We start from the raw sequence: 18,304 nt of genomic DNA on the forward strand, positions 1-18,304 counted from the left end.
CCGTCGGCGCCGAGCGCGCTGGAGGTGACGCCCTTGGCCAGCAGGTCCCAGTCGAAGTGGCCCTGGGCCAGCATGGTGCCCGCGGTCGTGATGCCGCCGGTGAGGGCGTACTGGGCGGCCTGGCCGTACAAGGACGACGTGGCGGCGGCGATCAGCTTCTCGGCCGTGCTCATCTCGGCCCTGGTCAGACCGGCCCGCAGCGCGGGCGTGGCCATCCTGGACAGCCCGCCGCTGAGCAGCCCCATGAGGCCGCCCATGGCGCCGCCGCTCAGCGCGGAGATCGCGAGCTGCTGGATGTCGATCTCGTCCCTGCGGCCCTTCACCATCTGCAGGACCTGCACGCCCAGGTCCATGCCGGCCACGATGCCGGCGAACAGCGCGATGTTCTGCAGGCACCGCTTGGCGATCTGCGCGACCGTCATCCGCGCGAGCTGCACGCGCGGCGGGATGAGCCCCAGGCTCTGCCCGCCGCTGACGATGGCCATCGCCAGCAGGTACGCGAGCTGCGCGATCAGCAGCCAGACGGTGACCTCGATCATGTACTTGGCGTACTGGATCTGCACGCCCACGCCGTTGAGCGCGACGGCGGTGTTCACCAGCCGCTCGACCAGGGAGGCGACCCGCTCGTTGGCCACGGTCTTGACGTGGGAGGCGAAGGCGAGGTGGGCCTCGCCGTCCCATCTGGCCCCGATCTGGGTCACGCCCCACGGCTGGTCGGCGTCCGTGCCCTCGACGAGCCGGTGCGCGGCGAGGATGCAGGCGTCGGCCAGCCGGAAGCAGCCGGTCTCGTCCCCTTCCGGCCAGTCCATGCCGACCACCCAGCCCACGTACGGCTTGGCCCAGTCGGGCACGAGGAAGCCGTCGAAGCTCACGAGCGCCGGGGCGTGCTGCCGGGTGGGTCCTCCGCCCACTCGTAGTTGCGGCTCGTGGCGTGCAGGCCCGAGTCGAGACCGTCGAGCTCGTCCAGGTAGCTCTCCAGGTCGTCGAAGATGCGCCGCTCGATCGCGGGCAACTGCTTGGCCATCTCCGCGCCGTAGGCGTCGTTGCCGAGCGTCTTCCTGTCCCGGTCGAAGGCGTCGCGCAGGCTGTCACGCGCCTGTTCGGCGTTGCTCTTGAGGTCGCGGTAGACGGCGGCGCGGCGGCGCAGCGCCTCCGGCGTCACGGAGTAGCCGTCGTTCACGGGGCCGGCTCCACGGGGCCGGGCAGGAAGGCGTCGAGGGTGGCGCGTTCCCCGAAGACCTCCTCGACCGGGACGCCGTCCGGCATGAGGGGCGTCATGAGCTCCTTGCTCCGCTCGGAGACGGCGGCGGTGGCCTGGGCCGCCTGCCGCATGATCGCGTCGGACAGCTCGGTCGGCGACAGGGTGCGGTACACCCGGGGGTTCAGATCGATGCGGAGCAGCCGCCCGTGCGGGCCGACGGTCACGCTGACCAGCCCATCCTTGGAACGTGCCGTGTGCTCCAGCGAGGCGAACTCCTCGTAGGTCCGCCGGACGCGCGCGATCTGCTGGTTGATCTCCCCCGCCAGGTCCTCGATCTCCGACTCGAACGCGTCCACCCCGGCAGTACCCTCCGCCCATCCAGCACACCTAATACTAAATCTCATCATATAAACGCTTTGTCTGGATTCCGCGTTCATTCACCGGTGTTTGCGCGGCGTTAACCAAGTTGTCGGCCCATCCGAGCCGAAAAACTTCTCATTTGAGGACGACAACCCCATGCATGCAACTTTGATGCACATACATTTAATGTCCTGGCATGAAGTTTCACGAAGTGGTAACCTCCGCGACATGGAGGAGCAGTCGGTGGTGGACACCTGGCATTACGTCCTGGCGAAACACGCCAGGACCATGTGCATGCTGGAGCGGGTGCTCGGAGATCGGCACGGGCTGGGCCCCAGCGAGTTCGAGGTGCTGGACCGGATCGTCCATCACAACCGCAAGCTGCGCATCCAGGAGCTCTGCGACGAGGTGCACCTGAGCCAGAGCGCGCTGTCGCGGGTGGTCGCCCGCCTGGAGCGGGCCGCGCTGGTCTCGCGGGGAGTGTGCGACGAAGACCGGCGAGGGGTGTTCGTGCACATCACGGACGAAGGCCGCGCGCGCTACGCCGAAGCCCTGCCGACCCAGCGGGCGGTGCTGGCCGAGGTCTTCGCCGACGCCCCGGTCCTGGCCACCTGAGGCCATCGCCGGAGCGGGCGACCAGTCAGGCCGCGGTGACGCGGTCGATGACCAGGGGCAACTGCTCCCCGGCCGCCGGCCCCACCGCGTACCCGCCGTCCAGCGCCTCCAGAGCCCGCGGGAAGCGCGCGGCGTCGTCGGCGTGCAGGGTGAGCAACGGCTGCCCCGCGCGCACCACGTCCCCGGGCTTGGCGTGCAGTTCGATCCCGGCCCCGAACGAGACCGGGTCCTCCTTGCGTGCCCGCCCGGCCCCCAGCCGCCAGGCGGCCAGGCCCACGGCGTAGGCGTCCAGCCGGGCCAGCACCCCGGAGGCGGGCGCGTCCACCGTCAGGGTCTGCGCGGCCCTGGGCAGTGCCGCGTCCGGGTCACCGCCCTGGGCGGAGATCATGCGCCGCCACGCGTCCATGGCCGACCCGTCCTCCAGCGCCTTCTCAGGGTCCTTGACCGGCGCGACCCCGGCCGCCTCCAGCATCTCCCGCGCCAGCCGCAAAGTCAGCTCCACCACGTCGGCGGGCCCGCCGCCGGCCAGCACCTCGACCGACTCGGCGACCTCCAGCGCGTTCCCCACGGCCCGCCCCAGCGGCCGGTCCATGGCGGTCAGCAGCGCGACGGTGCGCACCCCGGCGTCGGTGCCGAGCGCGACCATGGTCTCGGCCAGCTCACGAGCCTCCCGGACCGTCTTCATGAACGCCCCGGAGCCCACCTTCACGTCCAGGACCAGCGACCCCGTGCCCTCGGCGATCTTCTTCGACATGATCGACGAGGCGATCAGCGGGATCGACTCGACGGTCCCGGTGACGTCGCGCAGCGCGTACAACTTCTTGTCGGCCGGAGCCAGCCCCGACCCGGCGGCGCACACCACCGCGCCGGCGGAGCGCAGTGCCGCCAGCATCTCGGCGTTGGACAGCGAGGCCCGCCAGCCGGGGATCGACTCCAGCTTGTCCAGGGTGCCGCCGGTGTGCCCGAGCCCCCGCCCGGACAACTGCGGCACGTACGCGCCGCACGCCGCCACCAGCGGAGCCAGCGGCAGGGTGATCTTGTCGCCGACGCCGCCCGTCGAGTGCTTGTCGGCCGTGGGCCGGTCGAGGGCCGACCAGTCCATGCGCTCGCCGGAGCGGATCATGGCCTGGGTCCAGGAGGCGATCTCGCGCCGGTTCATGCCGTTCAGCAGGATCGCCATGGCCAGCGCCGACATCTGCTCGTCGGCCACGTCGCCACGCGTGTAGGCGTCGATCACCCAGTCGATCTGGGCCGTGGTGAGCTCGCCCCGGTCCCGCTTGGCGCGGATGACCTCGATGGCGTCCATCACGCGCTCCTGCTGAGGTCCTGCGGCCCGAACGCGTACGGGAGGATCTCGGCCATCCGCTTCGGCCCGTCCTCGGTCTCGACCAGCAGGTCCTCGCCGCCGAACTCGTACAGGAGCTGACGGCAGCGCCCGCACGGCATCAGCAGCTCACCGTGGCCGTCCACGCAGGTGAACGCCACCAGCCGGCCGCCGCCGGAGCGCTGCAGCGCCGAGACGAGGCCGCACTCGGCGCACAGGCCCACCCCGTAGGAGGCGTTCTCGACGTTGCAGCCGGTGACCACCCGCCCGTCGTCCACCAGCGCCGCCGCGCCGACGGGGAACTTGGAGTACGGCGCGTACGCGTGCCGCATGGCCTCGGCCGCCTCGTCGCGCAGGCCGTCCCAGTCGATGTTCAATGTTGTTCCCCTCGGCGGTAGCTGACGCCGTCGGCCTTGGGCATCCGCAAACTCTGCGAGGCGACCAGGAGCACGAGCAGCGTGAGCACGTGTGGCGTGATGTAGACGAACTCGTTCGGAAGCTGATCGACGGTCAGCCAGAGCCAGAACAGCACGACCATACCCGCGGCGGCCACGGCCATCAGCGTGTACTGCTTGAGCGCCGGCTTGTCGGGCGTGGCGGCGGAGGTCAGGTGGCGCACCCGCAGGCCGAGGTAGATCAGCAGCAGCACCGCCCCGAACAGGAAGAACGAGGTGATCGCGCCGGAGCTGCGCACTTGCAGGCCGTCGGCGTACCCGAACAGGGAGGCGCCGACCGCGAGGCCGCCGGGACGCCAGTTGCCGAAGATCATGGCGGCCAGGCCGATGAAGCCGCGCCCGAGCGTCTGGCCCTCGACGTACTTGGTGGCCCCGTAGACCAGGAACACGCCGCCGAGCCCGGCGAACGCGCCGGAGATGATGACGGCGACGTACTTGGTCAGGTAGACGTTCACGCCCAGCGACTCGGCGGCCCACGGGTTCTCGCCCACCGAGCGCAGCCGCAGCCCGAAGGCCGTCCGCCAGAGCACGAAGAACGTCAGCGGCAGCAGCAGCACCGCCAGCACCGCCAGCGGGTTGACGCCATGCGTGAGCCCGCGCAGGATGCCGGCCACGTCGGACAGCAGAAACCAGTGGGTGGCCTCCAGCCTGCCGAGCAGATCGGGGCCGTCGGACAACACCGGCAGGCTGATGTCCCAGGGTTTGCCGATCGCGGGCGAGGACGTGATGCCCGCGCCCGCCTCGGCCGCCGGCGTGCCCTCCTTGTAGAGCACCTCCGACAGGAAGCGGGTGATGCCGGGGCCGAGCAGGTTGATGGCGACGCCGCTGATGATGTGGTCGACGCCGAACGTCACGGTCGCGATCGCGTGCAGCAGCCCGCCGAGCGCGCCGCCGAGCAGCCCGGCGGCCAGCGCCGCCATCGGGCCCCACTGGTAGCCGGCCCAGCCCGCGAACCAGGTGCCGAGCACCATCATGCCTTCGAGGCCGATGTTGACCACGCCGGCGCGTTCGGCCCACAGGCCGCCGAGCCCGGCCAGGCCGATCGGCACGGCGAACTGCAGCGCCGCGGCGAATGTGCCGGAGGAGGTGATGTCGTCCTGGCCGGAGAGGATCCGGACCAGCGACATCAGCAGGACGAGCACGGCGACGCCGATGAGCGCCAGGTGGTACTTGCCGATCCTGGTCATGCGGTCACCTCAACCGGTGTGTTCCTGCCGAGCTGCTGGGCGGCCCGCCGCTCTTCGAGTCTGCGCGCGAACCGGCCGGTCACCTCGTTGGCCACGACGACCAGCAGCACGATCGCGCCCTGGATGATCGTGATGACCGCCGGGGGGATGCCGGCGAACTGCAGCGCGCCCTGCGCCCGGTCGAGGAACGCGAACAGCAGCGCGGCGATCGCGATGCCGACCGGCTTGTTCCGGCCGAGCAGCGCCACCGCGATGCCGAGGAAGCCCAGGCCGGCGGTGAAGTTGGAGTTGAACGCGCCTCGGTCGCCGAGGATCTCGGGCAGGCCGATGAGCCCGGCGATCGCCCCGGACAGCACCATGGCCGAGATCACCATGGTCTTCGGGTTGACGCCGGAGGCGAGGGCGGCGGGCCCGTTGAGGCCGCTGGCCTTGATGTTGAAGCCGAACCGGGTGCGTTCGAGCACCACCCAGACCAGCACGCCGAGCACGATGGCCACGACGATGAAGCCCCACAGGCCGCCGTTGCGGGTCGGCGGCAGCATGCCGAACCCCTCGAACAGGAAGTTCAGGTCGGGGAACATGGCCGACTCGGGCAGCTTCGGCGTGGTCACGTTGAGCTCGCCCTCCGCGCGCTGCCCGGCGAAGGGGCCGCGCACGAGGAAGGAGGACAGGTTGATCGCGATGTAGTTCAACATGATCGTGGCGATGACCTCGTTCACGCCCCTGGTCACCTTCATGACGGCGGGGATGAGCGCGTACAGGCCGCCGACCAGCGCCGCGACCAGGATGATCACCGTGATCTGGATGGGGGCGGGGGCGGTGAACGTGGAGCCGACGTACGCGGCGCAGACGGCCGCGATCCGGTACTGGCCCTCCACCCCGATGTTGAAGAGGTTCATCCGGAACCCGACGGCCACCGCAAGGCCCGCGATGAACAGCGGCACCGCGCGGTTGAGGAAGACGGCGATCGAGTTCGACTGCGCCCGCGCGGACTCGCCGAAGTCGAACAGGGCGGTCAGCGCCGCGAGCGGCTCACCGCCCGCGACGATGATCGCCACGCTGCAGATCGCGATCGCCAGCAGGACGGCGACGACGGCGCCGGCGAGGGTGAGCAGCGCCCGGTTGAGCCCGGCGGGCATCACGTCTCCTCGTTACCGGCGATGGCGCCGGTCATGTAACCGCCCAAGCGCTCGGGCGTGATGTCGGAAGGGTCGAGCGCGGCCACGAGCCGGCCCCGGTAGATGACCTGGATCGAGTCGGACAGGCCGATGAGCTCGTCGAGGTCGGCGGAGATGAGCAGCACCGCGAGCCCGGCGGCGCGGGCGTCGCGCAGGTGGCCCCAGATGGCCGCCTGCGCGCCGACGTCCACGCCTCGGGTGGGGTGGGCGGCGATGAGGAAGGCGGGCTCGCCGCTCATCTCGCGGCCCACGATCAGCTTCTGCTGGTTGCCACCGGACAGGGCGAGGGCGAGGGTGTCCACGCCGGGCGTGCGTACGTCGTATTCCTCGACGATGCGCTCGGTGTCGGCCTTGGCGGCCCGCCGGTCGACCCAGATGCCGCTGCGCGCGGGTTTCCTCGTCTGGTGGCCGAGCACCCGGTTCTCCCACAGCGACGCCTCCAGGAGCAGGCCCTGGCGGTGGCGGTCCTCGGGGATGTAGCCGATGCCGGCCTCCCGGCGCTTCAGCGTGGACCAGCCGGTGATGTCCTGGCCGGCCAGTTCGAGGCGGCCGTGCGCGGAGCGGATGCCCATGATGGCCTCGATCAGCTCCGACTGGCCGTTGCCCTCGACGCCGGCGATGCCGAGGATCTCACCCTGGTGGATCGCGAACGACACGTCGTCGAGGAGCAGGCGCTGACCTTCGGCCTGCATGGTGAGGTTCGAGACCGTCAGCGTCACCGTGTCGGTCACGGTGGACTCGCGGGTCTCGGGCGTGGGCAGTTCGCTGCCCACCATCAGCTCGGCGAGCTGGCGCGCGGTGACGTTGTCGGGGTCCACGCTGGCGACCGTGGTGCCGCGCCGGATCACGGTGATCGCGTCGGCGATGTCGAGCACCTCGTCGAGCTTGTGCGAGATGAAGATGACGGTCAGGCCCTCCGCCTTCAGCTCGCGCAGGCTCTGGAAGAGCTCCTCGACCTCCTGCGGCACGAGCACGGCGGTCGGCTCGTCGAGGATGAGGATGCGGGCGCCCCGGTAGAGCACCTTGAGGATCTCGACGCGCTGCCGGTCGCCGACGCCCAGTCCCTCCACGAGCTTGTCGGGATCGACCCGCAGGCCGTGGGCCTCGGCCAGCTCGGTGATGCGCCGGCGGGCCGCCGCCGTGTCGAGCACGCCGACGTTGCTCGGCTCGGCGCCGAGGATGATGTTCTCCAGGACGGTGAAGTTGTCGGCGAGCATGAAGTGCTGGTGCACCATGCCGATCCCGACCCCGATGGCGTCGCTCGGCGTGCGGAAGCTGACCTCCGTGCCGTTGACCCTGATGGTGCCCTCGTCCGGTTTCTGCATGCCGTAGAGGATCTTCATCAGGGTGGACTTGCCCGCGCCGTTCTCCCCCACGATGGCGTGCACCGTGCCGGGCTGGACGGTGATGCGGATGTCGTGGTTCGCGACGACACCGGGGAAACGCTTGGTGATGCCCTCCAGCTCTACGGCCGGGGTCGCCGTGGCCAGGGTGTCAGCACTCATTTCGCCTCTCCTACGGGGGGCGGATAGACAGAAGGCCCGAAGTGGGGACTCCGGGCCCTCAGGTGTCTCTCCTACCCTGTTTACGGCTTGGCAGGAACCGTGATTTTGCCGTCGACGATGTCCTTCTTGGCAGCGTCGAGCTTGTCCTTGATGTCGTCGATCTCGCCGCCCGTGGTGGACAGGCCCACGCCGTCGACCTTCAGGTCGTAGGTGACGTTCGAGCCGCCCTTGGCGCCACCCTGGAACGCCTTGATGAACTCGAACACGCCGACGTCGACGCGCTTGAGCATCGAGGTCATGATCACCGACTGCAGCTCGGTCTCCTTGACCGTCTGGCGCTGGTCGGAGTCGACGCCGATGGCCTTCTTCTTGGCCGCGGACGCGGCCTGGAAGACGCCGAGGCCGGAGTCGCCGGAGGCGTGGTAGACGATGTCCGCGCCGTCCTGGTACATCTTCTCGGCCGCGACCTTGCCCTTGTCGGGGGCCTTGAAGCCGGAGAAGTCACCGTCGGGGGTGAGGTACTTGACGTCGATCTTGGCGTCCGCCTTGACCGACTTCACGCCCGCCACGAAGCCCGCCTCGAACTTCTTGATCAGGTCGCTCTCGACGCCGCCGACGAAGCCGACGTGGCCGGACTCCGACTTGGTCGCCGCCGCGACGCCCGCCAGGTAGGAGCCCTGCTCCTCGGCGAACAGCAGTCCGGTCACGTTGGGCGCGTTGGAGGCGGAGTCGACGACCGCGAACTGGATGTCCGGGTACTCCTCGGCCGCCTTCTTGATGTCCTCGGCGTAGGCGAAGCCGACACCGATGATCGGGTTGAAGCCGGCGTCCGCGAGCTGGCGCAGCAGGTCGCCGCGGTTGGAGCCGTCGGAGGCCGGGCTCAGCTCCTTGATCTCCGCGCTGAGGTCCGTCTGGGCCTTCTCCAGACCGGCGTAGGCCGCGTCGTTGAAGGACTTGTCACCGCGGCCGCCGACGTCGAACGCGAGCCCCACCTTGAGGTCGCTCTTCGGCGCCTCGCTGCTCGCCGCACCGGTCGGCTCCTGGCTGGCCGTGGTCCCCCCACCGCCGCCACCGCATGCGGCCACCGCCATGAGCAGGACGCCTGCGACCGAGCCGAGCGCCACACTGCTGAATCGCTTGCCGAGCAAGGCGACTCCTTCCATTTCCCCGCCGCCGAATCTCATCGCAGGCGCGAAGAAACGTACGGCACCTGCACGGAAGATAGTTGCTTGACCAGGGACAACCAAACTGGGACACAAGGTCGCAACCGCTCCGTTATCGACATCAGTCGCGTCTGTGACCTGAGCCGGGATTCCGGCACTTCGGACACTCCCGCAGGATTTCTCGACTTCGGTGGCCGATCCCCTCTTGCCCTGGAGGCCGATCATGACGGAGATTCCGACAGACGGTGGAAATCTTCGTATCGGAGCCCCGCATGCACCCGTGGAGACCCCTCTCCGTTCCGCTGGCCGCCTTGCTCGTGGCGGCCCTGACCGGCACCGCGTCCGCCACCCCTGAGACCCCCGCCGCCCCGGCCACTCCGGCGATCAAGGTGGAGCACAACGCGACCCAGCCCGTCTTCTCCCGGGCGGACGCCATCCTACAGACGGTGTTCGTCGAGGTCGATGGCACCGACAGCGACGGCGACGGAGCCGACGACCGGGTCGCCGTGGACATCCTGCGCCCCAAGGAGACCGACCAGGGACTCAAGGTCCCGGTGATCATGGAGGCCAGCCCGTACTACGCCCCGGGCAACGACGTCGCCAACCACCCCGTGGACGTGGACGAGAACGGCGTCCCGCTGCCCGCCATGACCGCGGCGGCGGGCCGGCTCGAAGCCGGCCCCTTCGACGGCTACTACGACAACTACTTCGTGCCCAGGGGCTACGCCGTGGCGCTGGTGGAGAACCTGGGCAGCGCCCGCGCCACCGGCTGCCCCACCTCGGGCGCCCCGAACGAGACCGCGGGCCCGAAGGCCGCCATCGACTGGCTGAACGGCCGCGCCAGGGGCTTCGACGCCGCGGGCGCCCCCGTCGAGGCCACCTGGTCCACGGGCAAGGTCGGCATGATCGGCGTCTCGTACAACGGCACGCTGCCGAACGCGGTCGCCGCGACCGGCGTGCCGGGCCTGGAGACGATCGTGCCCATCGCGGCCATCTCGAGCTGGTACGACTACTACCGCGCCAACGGCGGCGTCCTCGCGCCCGGCGGCTTCCAGGGCGAGGACCTCGACGTGCTCGCCAAGTACGTGCTGACCCGCCAGAACGGCCAGGCGGCCTGCGGCGCCCTGATCGACGGCATCACCGCCGCCCAGGACCGCGTCACCGGCGACTACAGCCCGTTCTGGGACGAGCGCAACTACCTCAACGACGTGCGCAAGGTGAAGGCCAGCGTCTTCCTCGTGCACGGGCTCAACGACTGGAACGTCAAGACCAAGCAGTTCGCCCAATGGTGGTACGCGCTGGCCAAGCGGCACGTCCCGCGCAAGATCTGGCTGCACCAGGGCACCCACATGAGCCCGTTCAACCTGCGCACGGCCGAGTGGCTGCGGCAGTTGCACGGCTGGTTCGACCACTGGCTGCACGGCATCGACTCGGGCATCATGCGCGAGCCGCAGGCGGACGTGGAGATCGCCCCGGGCCAGTGGGGGCAGCACGCCTCGTGGCCGCTGCCGGGCTCGGCCGCCGTCCCGCTGCACCTCGGCCCCAGCTCCTCGCTCGGGCTGCTCCCGCGCCCGCGGACGGCCGCGGAGACGTTCACCGACCAGAAGACCAGGACGGCCGAGCAACTCGTGGAGGCCGTGGGGAGCGATCCGAACCGGCTGGCGTACACGACCGGCGTGCTGCCCTCCGACGTGCGCGTCTCGGGGACGCCCACGGTCTCGGTGCGGGCCGCGTTCGACGGCGGGGCCTCGCCCTACCTGACGGCGCTGCTGGTGGACTACGGCTCCGACGTCCGGCCGACCGGCGCGCTGGTCTCGACCGGCCAGAACTACTGCTACGGGCAGGGGGTCCCCGGTGACACGGGCTGCACCGTCCTGCGCACGCTCGGCACCGCGACCACCCCGTACAAGATCGTCACCAGGGGCTGGCTGGACGTCCGCAACCGGCACCGGCCGGACCGGACGGAGGCGCTGCGCCCCGGCAAGGACTACACCTTCACCTGGGACTTCCAGCCGACGGACTACCTGTTCAAGAAGGGCCACCGGCTGGGGCTGGTGATCATCTCGACCGACCACGACTACACCCTGCGCTACCCGGCGGGGACGCGGATCACCGTCTCGCCGGGCAAGTCGTCCGTGCGGCTGCCCGTGGTGCTCGGCCGGCTGCCGTGACGAAGGCCCGGACGGCGGGGGTCACCCGCCCGCCGTCCGGGCCGTCAGGCCATGGCGGAGGTGATCGGGTCGAGCGGCCCGACCTCCCACAGCGCGGTCAGCGCCGTGGTGGCCATCACCCGCACGCCCATCGAGATGGCCTGCTCGTCCACGTCGAAGGTGCCCTGATGGATGTCGTACGTCACCCCGTCGGCCGAGCGGGTGCCCAGCCGGGCGAACGCCCCGGGGATCGACTCCAGGTACCAGGCGAAGTCCTCCCCGCCCAGTGACTGCTGGGTGGGGACGACCGCGCCGGCTCCCAGCGCCCGTTCCGCCGCCTCGGCCAGCATCTCGACGCTGACCTCGTCGTTGACCACCGGCGGCACCCCGCGGGTGTAGTCGAGGGTGGCCTCGACGCCGTAGGCGCCGGCCACCGACTCCAGCAGCGACTTGATCAGGTCGGGCGCGGCGTGCCAGGCGTTCTCGTCGAGGCAGCGCACCGTGCCCTCGGCCACCCCGTCGTCGGGGATCGCGTTGGCGGCGGAGCCGGCCTCGACCCGGCCCCAGACGAGGCTGAGCGACGAGCGCGGGTCGACGCGGCGCGAGAGCGCGGCGGGCAGTTCGGTGAGGATCTTGGCCAGGGCGAAGACGAGGTCGGCGGTGAGGTGCGGGCGGGCGGTGTGCCCACCGGGGCCGGAGACGCGGACGGCGATCCGGTCGCAGGCCGAGGTGATCGGGCCGCTCCTGAGCCCGAGCTGCCCCACGTCCACGCGCGGGTCGCAGTGGAGGCCGAAGATGCGGTCGACGCCGCTGATGCCGCCGTGGGCCATGACCTCCAGCGCGCCGCCGGGCAGTTCCTCGGCGGGCTGGAAGATCAGCCGCACCCGGCCGGGCAACAGCCCCGCCGCCGCCTGCTGGGCCAGGAAGATCGAGGTGCCGAGCAGGACCGTGGTGTGCACGTCGTGCCCGCACGCGTGGCAGACCCCGGCCACGGTGGAGCGGTAGGGCGTGTCCTTCTCGTCCTGCAGCGGCAGTGCGTCGATGTCGGCGCGCAACGCGACGGTCGGCCCGTCGCCGCTGCCCACGTCGCAGATGAGCCCGGTGCCCTTGGGCAGCACCGTGGGTGTCAGACCGGCGGCGGTGAGGCGTTCGGCGATCCGCTGCGTCGTGCGGTATTCGGCGAAGGCCAGCTCCGGGTGCATGTGCAGGTCGCGGCGGAAGGCCACGAGTTCCTGCTCCGTCTCCGCCAGGAACGCGTCGAGTTCCCCCCGCAGCTCACGTCCCCGCATTGTGTCACCGTCCCGTCCCGTGCCGCGCGGCCCGAACGTACCGGCCGTCGTGGCTCCTGCGCTCTTGAAAAAGTCCCCATCCCCACCGCGGCCACCCGGTTGAGCGGCCGCTCGGCGAATCAAAAGACACACCTGCTGGGTTCGGTGCGCGAGATCGTCAGCACGGGGCTTCGCGGTCGTCCGGTCGCGAGTGCCGCTGCAGCCGGGAGCACAGCGGTCGGCCGTGACCCCGATGGCGATGATTCGACTTTATCGCTCCCCCGCCGGTGCGCGATGGCAGATACACCAAAAGTTGCCCGACTGCAGGCCCGAAACCGCAGGTAAGTCACGTTCCGTACACATACGGCTGATCCGGAAATAGTCACAAGGGATCAGTAGATCGTGACCCGATGCTGTCAGTTCAAACGTGGTCAGCGATTTCGAATCCTGTCACCTTATGTCATGGTCATCACACTTTAGCGGTGGCTGCATCTGAGAAGAATGCGTGTTTCACTCGCTATATGATCACTAATATCCCGTTCGGGGAGAAGAGTGCTGGGTTGAGCATCTTCGAGCCGAGTGAGGGGACCCTGGTGGTCGTGCCCTCGCTCTCGCTTCCGCAGGACGAGCTCCGCCGGATCGCGGGAGTCAGGTCGTACGAGGAACGCCTGCTGTTCTTACTGCTCACGCTCCGCGAGCCCCGGGTCAAGGTGGTCTACCTCACCTCCGTACCCATCGATCCCGAGATCGTCGACTACTACCTCGGCTTCCTGCCCGATCCCGACGACGCCGCCAAGCGTCTGACGCTGATCAGCCTCGACGACCCCTGGTCCCAGCCGTTGACCAGGAACCTGCTCGACCGGCCCGACGCCGTCGAGCGGCTGCGCGCGGCGATCGACGGCGACGCCTGGCTGGTCCCGTTCGTGCTCAGCGAGTCGGAGGAGGAGCTGGCCGCGCTGCTCGGCGTCCCGCTCTACGGGCCTGCCACGTCGCTGTCCTACTACGGCTCGAAGAGCGGGGCCAGGGAGGTGGGACACGAGGCCGGCGTGCCGATGGCGCGCGGCTTCGGCGACGTGCGCTCGGCGCTCCAGATCGAGGAGGCCATCGAGGCCCTGCCCGGCGAACGCGTGATCGTCAAACTGAACGACGGTTACTCGGGCCTCGGCAACGCCATCGTCACGAAGGCCGACAGGTCGCTGACCAGCTTCTCGGCGGCGGGCGAGACCTGGAGCAGCTTCACCTCGAAGATCCGCGACCGGGGGGCGGTGGTCGAGGAGTTCATCGAGCACAGCCCGCTCTACTTCCCGAGCGCGCTGGCCCAGATCACGCCCGGCGGCGAGGCCCAGGTGCTCGCCACCCACGACCAGGTGCTCGGCGGCGTCAACGGGCACGTCTACCAGGGCTGCACGTTCCCGGCGGCGAGCGAGTACCGGGCCGAGGTCGGCGAGTCGGCCGCGCGGATCGCGCAGGTGCTGGCGGATCGGGGCGTGACCGGGATCTTCGGGATGGACTTCTTCGCGCTGAAGGGCGACTCGGGGTACGCGGCGCTGCTGTGCGAGATCAACCTGCGGATCGGCGGCACCACGCATCCGTTCGGCGCCGCCGTGCTGACGACGGAGGCCGTCTACGACCCCGCGACGGGCCTTCTCATGTCCGGAAATCAGCCGAAATTCTATACGGCGACCGATAACTGCTCTTCCGGCTGCCTGCTCGGCCGTACTCCCGGTGAGGTGATGCGGACCGCGGAACGGCTCGGGATCGGCTTCGACTCCGAGCGGCGTACCGGGAACGTCTTCCACCTGCTCGGCGCCATCCCCGAGCACGGCAAGCTCGGCTTCACCTCGATCGGCGACTCCCGCGAGGAGGCCGACGAACTGCACGCCCTCACCCGCCGCCTCCTGTGCGGTCCCTGACCTGCGGAGCCCCGCCCCGGGAGCCGCGCAGGCCCCGCCAGCCGATCACCGCCAGCACCACCCCGAGGACCACGTTCACCGCGACCAGGATGCCGTGCACCACATAGAAGCTCGTGGGGTGCCCATCGGCCAAGTTAAACCCCAGATTCATCCACTCGAAGATCATGAACGCGCCGAGGACGATGAGGAATCCGGCGATCTTTCGTGACACATGTACCTCTCTTGCATCGAAGGTGGATCTTCGGGGGATGTGTCGCCACATGCGCACTATCACGGAGCTACGCTGAGACCGCCATGTGGACGAAAATCTTGCCGGTCTCGGCACTCATCGCCTCGGTCACGCTCACCGGCGCGACCGCACACGCCGAACCGACGTCGCCGGTCGGCGGCGAGGCGCTGGGCGGCCACGGTCTGGTCGCCCCCACAGGCGTCAAGAAGCCGCCCAAGAGCAAGGCTACTTCGTACGTCATCGCGGACGCCGACACGGGTGAGGTGCTCGCCGCGAAGGACGCCCACGGGCGTTACCTGCCTGCCAGCACACTCAAGACGCTGACCGCGGTCACCCTGATCCCGAAGCTGGACAAGGAACGCCGAATCCGGCCCAGCCAGAACGCCTGCAACCAGGAGGGCAGCGCCGTCGGCCTGTCGCCCAAGACCACGTACAAGGTCGAGGACCTGTTCAAGGCGCTGATGATGTCGTCGGGCAACGACGCCGCCATGGCCCTGGCCGAGACGAACGGCGGCCTGGCCAAGACCATGGCCGACATGAACGCCGAGGCCAAACGGCTGCAGGCGTTCGACACGGTGGCCAAGACGCCCAGCGGGCTGGACAAGCCCGGCCAGAGCAGTTCGGCGTACGACCTGGCGCTGATCGCCCGCGCGGGCCTGGCCAATCCCGACTTCAAGCGCTACATCAGCACCAAGACCTCCAAGTTCCCCGCGCCCAAGGGGCACTACGAGATCAGCAACCACAACAAGCTGCTCTGGCGCTACGACGGCATGATCGGCGTCAAGAACGGCTGGACGTCGAAGGCCCAGGCCAGCTTCGTCGGCGCGGCCACCCGCGGCGGCCACACGATCGTGGTCAGCATCATGAAGCACGAGGGCTTCTTCTGGGAGGAGGTCTCCCAGCTCCTCGACTGGGGCTTCTCGGTACGGGGCAAGGCCGCCCCGGTCGGGCGGCTGGTCGACCCGCTCCCGGCCGCGGCGCTCGCCGCTCCCGGGCCCTCCGCCGTCCCGAGCGCGGCGGCGGCCTCGCCCGGCGTGTCCGTCACCCAGGCGGCCCAGCCGCCGCTGCTGGACACCGCCGCCGCCAAGCAGACCGACGAGACCAGGACGATCGGCTCGCTGGTGATCGGCGGGGGCCTGCTGTTCGGGATGATCTGGCTCGGGTACGGCATCCGCCGCCGGCGCGGACGCTCACGCGTCTGACGGCCGTCCCGCCCCCGGCGACCGGTCCGGCTCCGGGCCGGCCGCCGCGGGGCCGCCCGCTCCCGCCCAGGGGATCGGCGTCGGGGTGGGCGGCGGGCCGAGCCCCGCGGTGGCCGTCCAGGCCGCGACGAACAGCACGAGCCGGGCCGAGAGGTTCATCCAGACCAGCAGCCCGGCGGTGACGGCGAACGCGCCGTACACCGGGTTGCCCAGGGTGGTCGCCAGCAGCAGCGTCGCGACCTGCTTGAGCACGCCGAACGCGAGCGCGCCCAGCAGGGCGCCCTTGGCGATCATCCGGAACGGCCGGGTCGGCCGTTCCACCCAGCCGAGCAGGATCACGAACAGCAGCCAGTCGGCCCCGACGCTCGCCGCCACCCCGCCCACCCGCAGCGTGAGGGTGCCCACCGCCGACTCGGCGCCGAACAGCAGGCCCATGACCTTGTCGGTGGCGGTCGTCGCGAACCCCGCGACCAGCACGGACGTGACCGCCGTGACGCCCAGCAGCACCAGCGAGACGAGGTCGCGCAGCTTGCCGGGGACGAAGCCGAGCGGCGGCGTCGTGGTCATCGACATCTCCCGCAGCGCCCCGCGCAGCGCGTCGAGCGCGCCGAGCCCGGCGTAGAGCAGGCCGAGCAGGCCGATGATGCCCGCGGCCGTCTTGGCCTGGGCGATCTGGTCGAGGTTGAGCTGCTCCATGAGGCCCGGCAGCCGCTCGGAGATCGCCTGGTCCAGGGCGTGCCGGGTGGCCTCGCTGGTGGCCACCGCGAAGCCGAGCACCGAGTAGCCCAGCACCACGATCGGGAAGAAGGACAGGAACGTGAAGTAGGTGACCGCGCCCGCCAGCCGGTCGCCGAACTGGAGCTGGTAGCGCCGCACCGCCCTGATGAGATGGTCGAGCGACGGCCTGCGCACCCGCCAGTCGTCCAGCCTGCCGCGCCCCCAGGACCGTACCGACTCGACGCGCTCGGCGACTCTGGCCATCACCATCCCTCTTCCCGCGGCGGCGGTCGCCCGGGTCGCGGGGACCGTCGCCAGGTCGTGATGGAGCACCTGCCCACCACGTACGGCCGCACGCCCCCGGTCCCCGGGCTGCGGACGCCCTGCTCGCGCCCACAGCCCGACCGAAACATGAATGATTCTCCCTTCTGCGTGGGCTGTCGGCCACCCCCCGATATGGCCTGAGCAGGGCGGAAACCATGGCAGCGGGGTGCCGGGAGCCCTAGCCTGTGGGGAGTTGGGACCGATCCAGGAGGCGGCACGCCTATGGCCGAAACCGGCACCGGACAGATGGTCAGGCTCCAGCGCGAGCGCAGGGGCATGAGCACCACCGCACTGGCCACCCAGTCCGGCTGCACCCCCAGGCACATCGAGCTGATCGAGCACGGCAAACGCACACCCTCGCTCCCCCTGCTGCGCGAGATCGCCAAGGTGCTGGGGGTACGCACCGCCATCCTCCTGGGCGAGGCGCCGCGCGACTCGCACGAGCCCAGCAGGCCGCAGATCAGCGACATCGAGCGGGCCCTGTTCGCCGGCCGGTCGCTGGAGCCGGACATCGAGCCGCCCGACGCCGAACAGCTCTCGGAACGGGTGGCCGCCGCCCGCAACGCCTGGTTCACCTCGACGCGCCGCTACTCGATCCTGATGGCGGCCCTGCCGTCCCTGGTCACCGACGCCGAGAGCCTGGCGCTGGAGCAGACGCCGCGCTCGCACAGCGTGGCGACGGACGCGTACCTGCTGGCCAGAGGGGTGCTCAAACACCTGCGGCGGGTGGACCTCGCGCACCTCGCCGCCGACCGGGCGATGCGCTTCGCCGAGATGTCCGGCGATCCGCTCATGATCGCGTGGGCGTACTGGAACCTGGGGCAGTCGATGTTGTCGGACGACATGCACCAGATCGCGTACGACGTCGCGCGGCGCGCCATCGAGCAGCTCGAACCGCACGTGGCCGACGGCGACGAGCGGCACGTGAAGGCACTCGGAGCCCTGCACCTGCTCGCCGCCATCGGCGAGGCCCGGATGGGCGCCGACGACGCGGCCAAGGAGCGGGTACGCGGCCCGGCGGCGCGCCTGGCCGAACGGGTCGAAGACTGCTCGGGCGTCTACGACCTGGCCTTCTTCGGGCCCACGAACGTCGCCATCCACATGGCCAGCATCGAGAACGACATCGGCCGCCCCGAGGCGGTGCTGCACCTGGCCGACGACATCGACCTGCGCCGCACGCCGTCCATCGAACGCCGCGCCACCCATCTGGCGCAGGTCGCCCGCGCCTGCGAGGACCTGGGCGACGACGCCGCCAGCCTGCTCCATCTGCTGCGGATCGAGCGCGAGTGCCCGGAGGAGCTCGACCACAAGCTGCTGCTGCGCGAGATGGTGCGCTCGCTGGCGCGGCGGGCCAGGCCGTCGTGGGCGCCCGAGGTACGCTACCTCGCCGAGCGGCACGACATCCCCATCTGAACCCGCGCCCCGGCCCCGCCCTCGCCGAACTCTGAGTTCGGTCGTTGCGAACTGGGAGATCCCGCGCCCGAGTTCGTCACGTACCGGCGTACCCGTGCGA

17 protein-coding genes are annotated in these 18,304 nt (G+C 70.3%); 5 read left to right on the forward strand and 12 right to left on the reverse strand.

The features are described from left to right. From FAF44_RS25555 to FAF44_RS25565, 3 genes are all read right to left on the reverse strand, one after another. Positions 1-872 (reverse strand): hypothetical protein (locus tag FAF44_RS25555; RefSeq protein WP_237105792.1); only part of this gene is annotated, 872 nt, incomplete at its 3' end. Next, positions 869-1,180, reverse strand: coding sequence for a hypothetical protein (locus FAF44_RS25560; protein WP_237105793.1), 312 nt, complete (start codon positions 1,178-1,180; stop codon positions 869-871). The genes FAF44_RS25555 and FAF44_RS25560, both read right to left, overlap by 4 nt. After that, positions 1,177-1,557, reverse strand: a complete 381-nt coding sequence (locus FAF44_RS25565; protein ID WP_237105794.1) for a YbaB/EbfC family nucleoid-associated protein — start codon at positions 1,555-1,557, stop codon at positions 1,177-1,179. Before FAF44_RS25565 ends, FAF44_RS25560 begins: the two co-directional genes overlap by 4 nt. Before the next feature lie 232 nt (positions 1,558-1,789). On the opposite strand from FAF44_RS25565, the gene FAF44_RS25570 reads away from it, so the two are divergent. After that, complete coding sequence (locus FAF44_RS25570) at positions 1,790-2,176, forward strand: MarR family winged helix-turn-helix transcriptional regulator (protein ID WP_237105795.1); 387 nt, start codon at positions 1,790-1,792, stop codon at positions 2,174-2,176. A gap of 25 nt (positions 2,177-2,201) precedes the next feature. Here the strand turns inward: FAF44_RS25570 and FAF44_RS25575 are convergent, their stop codons facing one another. The 6 genes from FAF44_RS25575 to FAF44_RS25600 form a co-directional block, all read right to left on the reverse strand. Then, entirely contained in the window at positions 2,202-3,482 is a 1,281-nt protein-coding gene (locus tag FAF44_RS25575) for a thymidine phosphorylase (RefSeq protein ID WP_237105796.1), read from the reverse strand. Further along, on the reverse strand, positions 3,482-3,877 hold the full coding sequence (locus FAF44_RS25580) for a cytidine deaminase (protein ID WP_272895004.1): 396 nt from the start codon (positions 3,875-3,877) through the stop codon (positions 3,482-3,484). Before FAF44_RS25580 ends, FAF44_RS25575 begins: the two co-directional genes overlap by 1 nt. Next, positions 3,874-5,142 (reverse strand): ABC transporter permease, encoded by a 1,269-nt coding sequence (locus FAF44_RS25585; RefSeq protein ID WP_237105797.1) that lies wholly within the window; start codon positions 5,140-5,142, stop codon positions 3,874-3,876. The genes FAF44_RS25580 and FAF44_RS25585 overlap by 4 nt, the downstream gene beginning before the upstream one ends. Then, a complete protein-coding gene (locus FAF44_RS25590) occupies positions 5,139-6,281 on the reverse strand; it encodes an ABC transporter permease (RefSeq protein ID WP_237105798.1) in 1,143 nt (380 codons plus the stop codon). Before FAF44_RS25590 ends, FAF44_RS25585 begins: the two co-directional genes overlap by 4 nt. Then, positions 6,281-7,825, reverse strand: a complete 1,545-nt coding sequence (locus FAF44_RS25595; RefSeq protein ID WP_237105799.1) for an ABC transporter ATP-binding protein — start codon at positions 7,823-7,825, stop codon at positions 6,281-6,283. Before FAF44_RS25595 ends, FAF44_RS25590 begins: the two co-directional genes overlap by 1 nt. 80 nt (positions 7,826-7,905) lie before the next feature. Then, the gene (locus tag FAF44_RS25600; protein WP_237105800.1) at positions 7,906-8,973 is read right to left on the reverse strand and encodes a BMP family protein; all 1,068 of its coding nucleotides are present in this window, start codon (positions 8,971-8,973) and stop codon (positions 7,906-7,908) included. 287 nt (positions 8,974-9,260) lie between these two features. Between FAF44_RS25600 and FAF44_RS25605 the strand changes: the two genes are divergently transcribed. Continuing rightward, entirely contained in the window at positions 9,261-11,159 is a 1,899-nt protein-coding gene (locus FAF44_RS25605) for a Xaa-Pro dipeptidyl-peptidase (protein WP_237105801.1), read from the forward strand. 44 nt (positions 11,160-11,203) lie between these two features. On the opposite strand, the gene FAF44_RS25610 is transcribed toward FAF44_RS25605, so the two are convergent. After that, positions 11,204-12,427 carry a M20 family metallopeptidase gene (locus FAF44_RS25610; RefSeq protein ID WP_237105802.1) on the reverse strand — a complete coding sequence of 408 codons (1,224 nt, stop codon included), beginning with the start codon at positions 12,425-12,427 and terminating at the stop codon, positions 11,204-11,206. A 539-nt stretch (positions 12,428-12,966) separates the two neighbouring features. Here FAF44_RS25610 and FAF44_RS25615 point away from each other — a divergent pair. Then, positions 12,967-14,319: a peptide ligase PGM1-related protein gene (locus tag FAF44_RS25615; protein ID WP_237105803.1), complete on the forward strand. Its 1,353-nt coding sequence runs from the start codon at positions 12,967-12,969 to the stop codon at positions 14,317-14,319. Here FAF44_RS25615 and FAF44_RS25620 read toward each other — a convergent pair. Then, a complete protein-coding gene (locus FAF44_RS25620; protein ID WP_237105804.1) occupies positions 14,291-14,530 on the reverse strand; it encodes an SCO4848 family membrane protein in 240 nt (79 codons plus the stop codon). The genes FAF44_RS25615 and FAF44_RS25620 overlap by 29 nt on opposite strands. 83 nt (positions 14,531-14,613) lie before the next feature. Here FAF44_RS25620 and FAF44_RS25625 point away from each other — a divergent pair, with 83 nt between their 5' ends. Beyond that, positions 14,614-15,750, forward strand: coding sequence for a D-alanyl-D-alanine carboxypeptidase family protein (locus FAF44_RS25625; protein WP_237105805.1), 1,137 nt, complete (start codon positions 14,614-14,616; stop codon positions 15,748-15,750). Here FAF44_RS25625 and FAF44_RS25630 read toward each other — a convergent pair. Next, positions 15,739-16,800 carry a YhjD/YihY/BrkB family envelope integrity protein gene (locus FAF44_RS25630; protein ID WP_308193372.1) on the reverse strand — a complete coding sequence of 354 codons (1,062 nt, stop codon included), beginning with the start codon at positions 16,798-16,800 and terminating at the stop codon, positions 15,739-15,741. The genes FAF44_RS25625 and FAF44_RS25630 overlap by 12 nt on opposite strands. A 213-nt stretch (positions 16,801-17,013) precedes the next feature. On the opposite strand from FAF44_RS25630, the gene FAF44_RS25635 reads away from it, so the two are divergent. Then, a complete protein-coding gene (locus tag FAF44_RS25635) occupies positions 17,014-18,204 on the forward strand; it encodes a helix-turn-helix domain-containing protein (RefSeq protein WP_237105806.1) in 1,191 nt (396 codons plus the stop codon). Positions 18,205-18,304: the final 100 nt, after the last annotated feature.

It is taken from the genome of Nonomuraea sp. MG754425 (assembly GCF_021699195.1).
Classification (GTDB): domain Bacteria; phylum Actinomycetota; class Actinomycetes; order Streptosporangiales; family Streptosporangiaceae; genus Nonomuraea.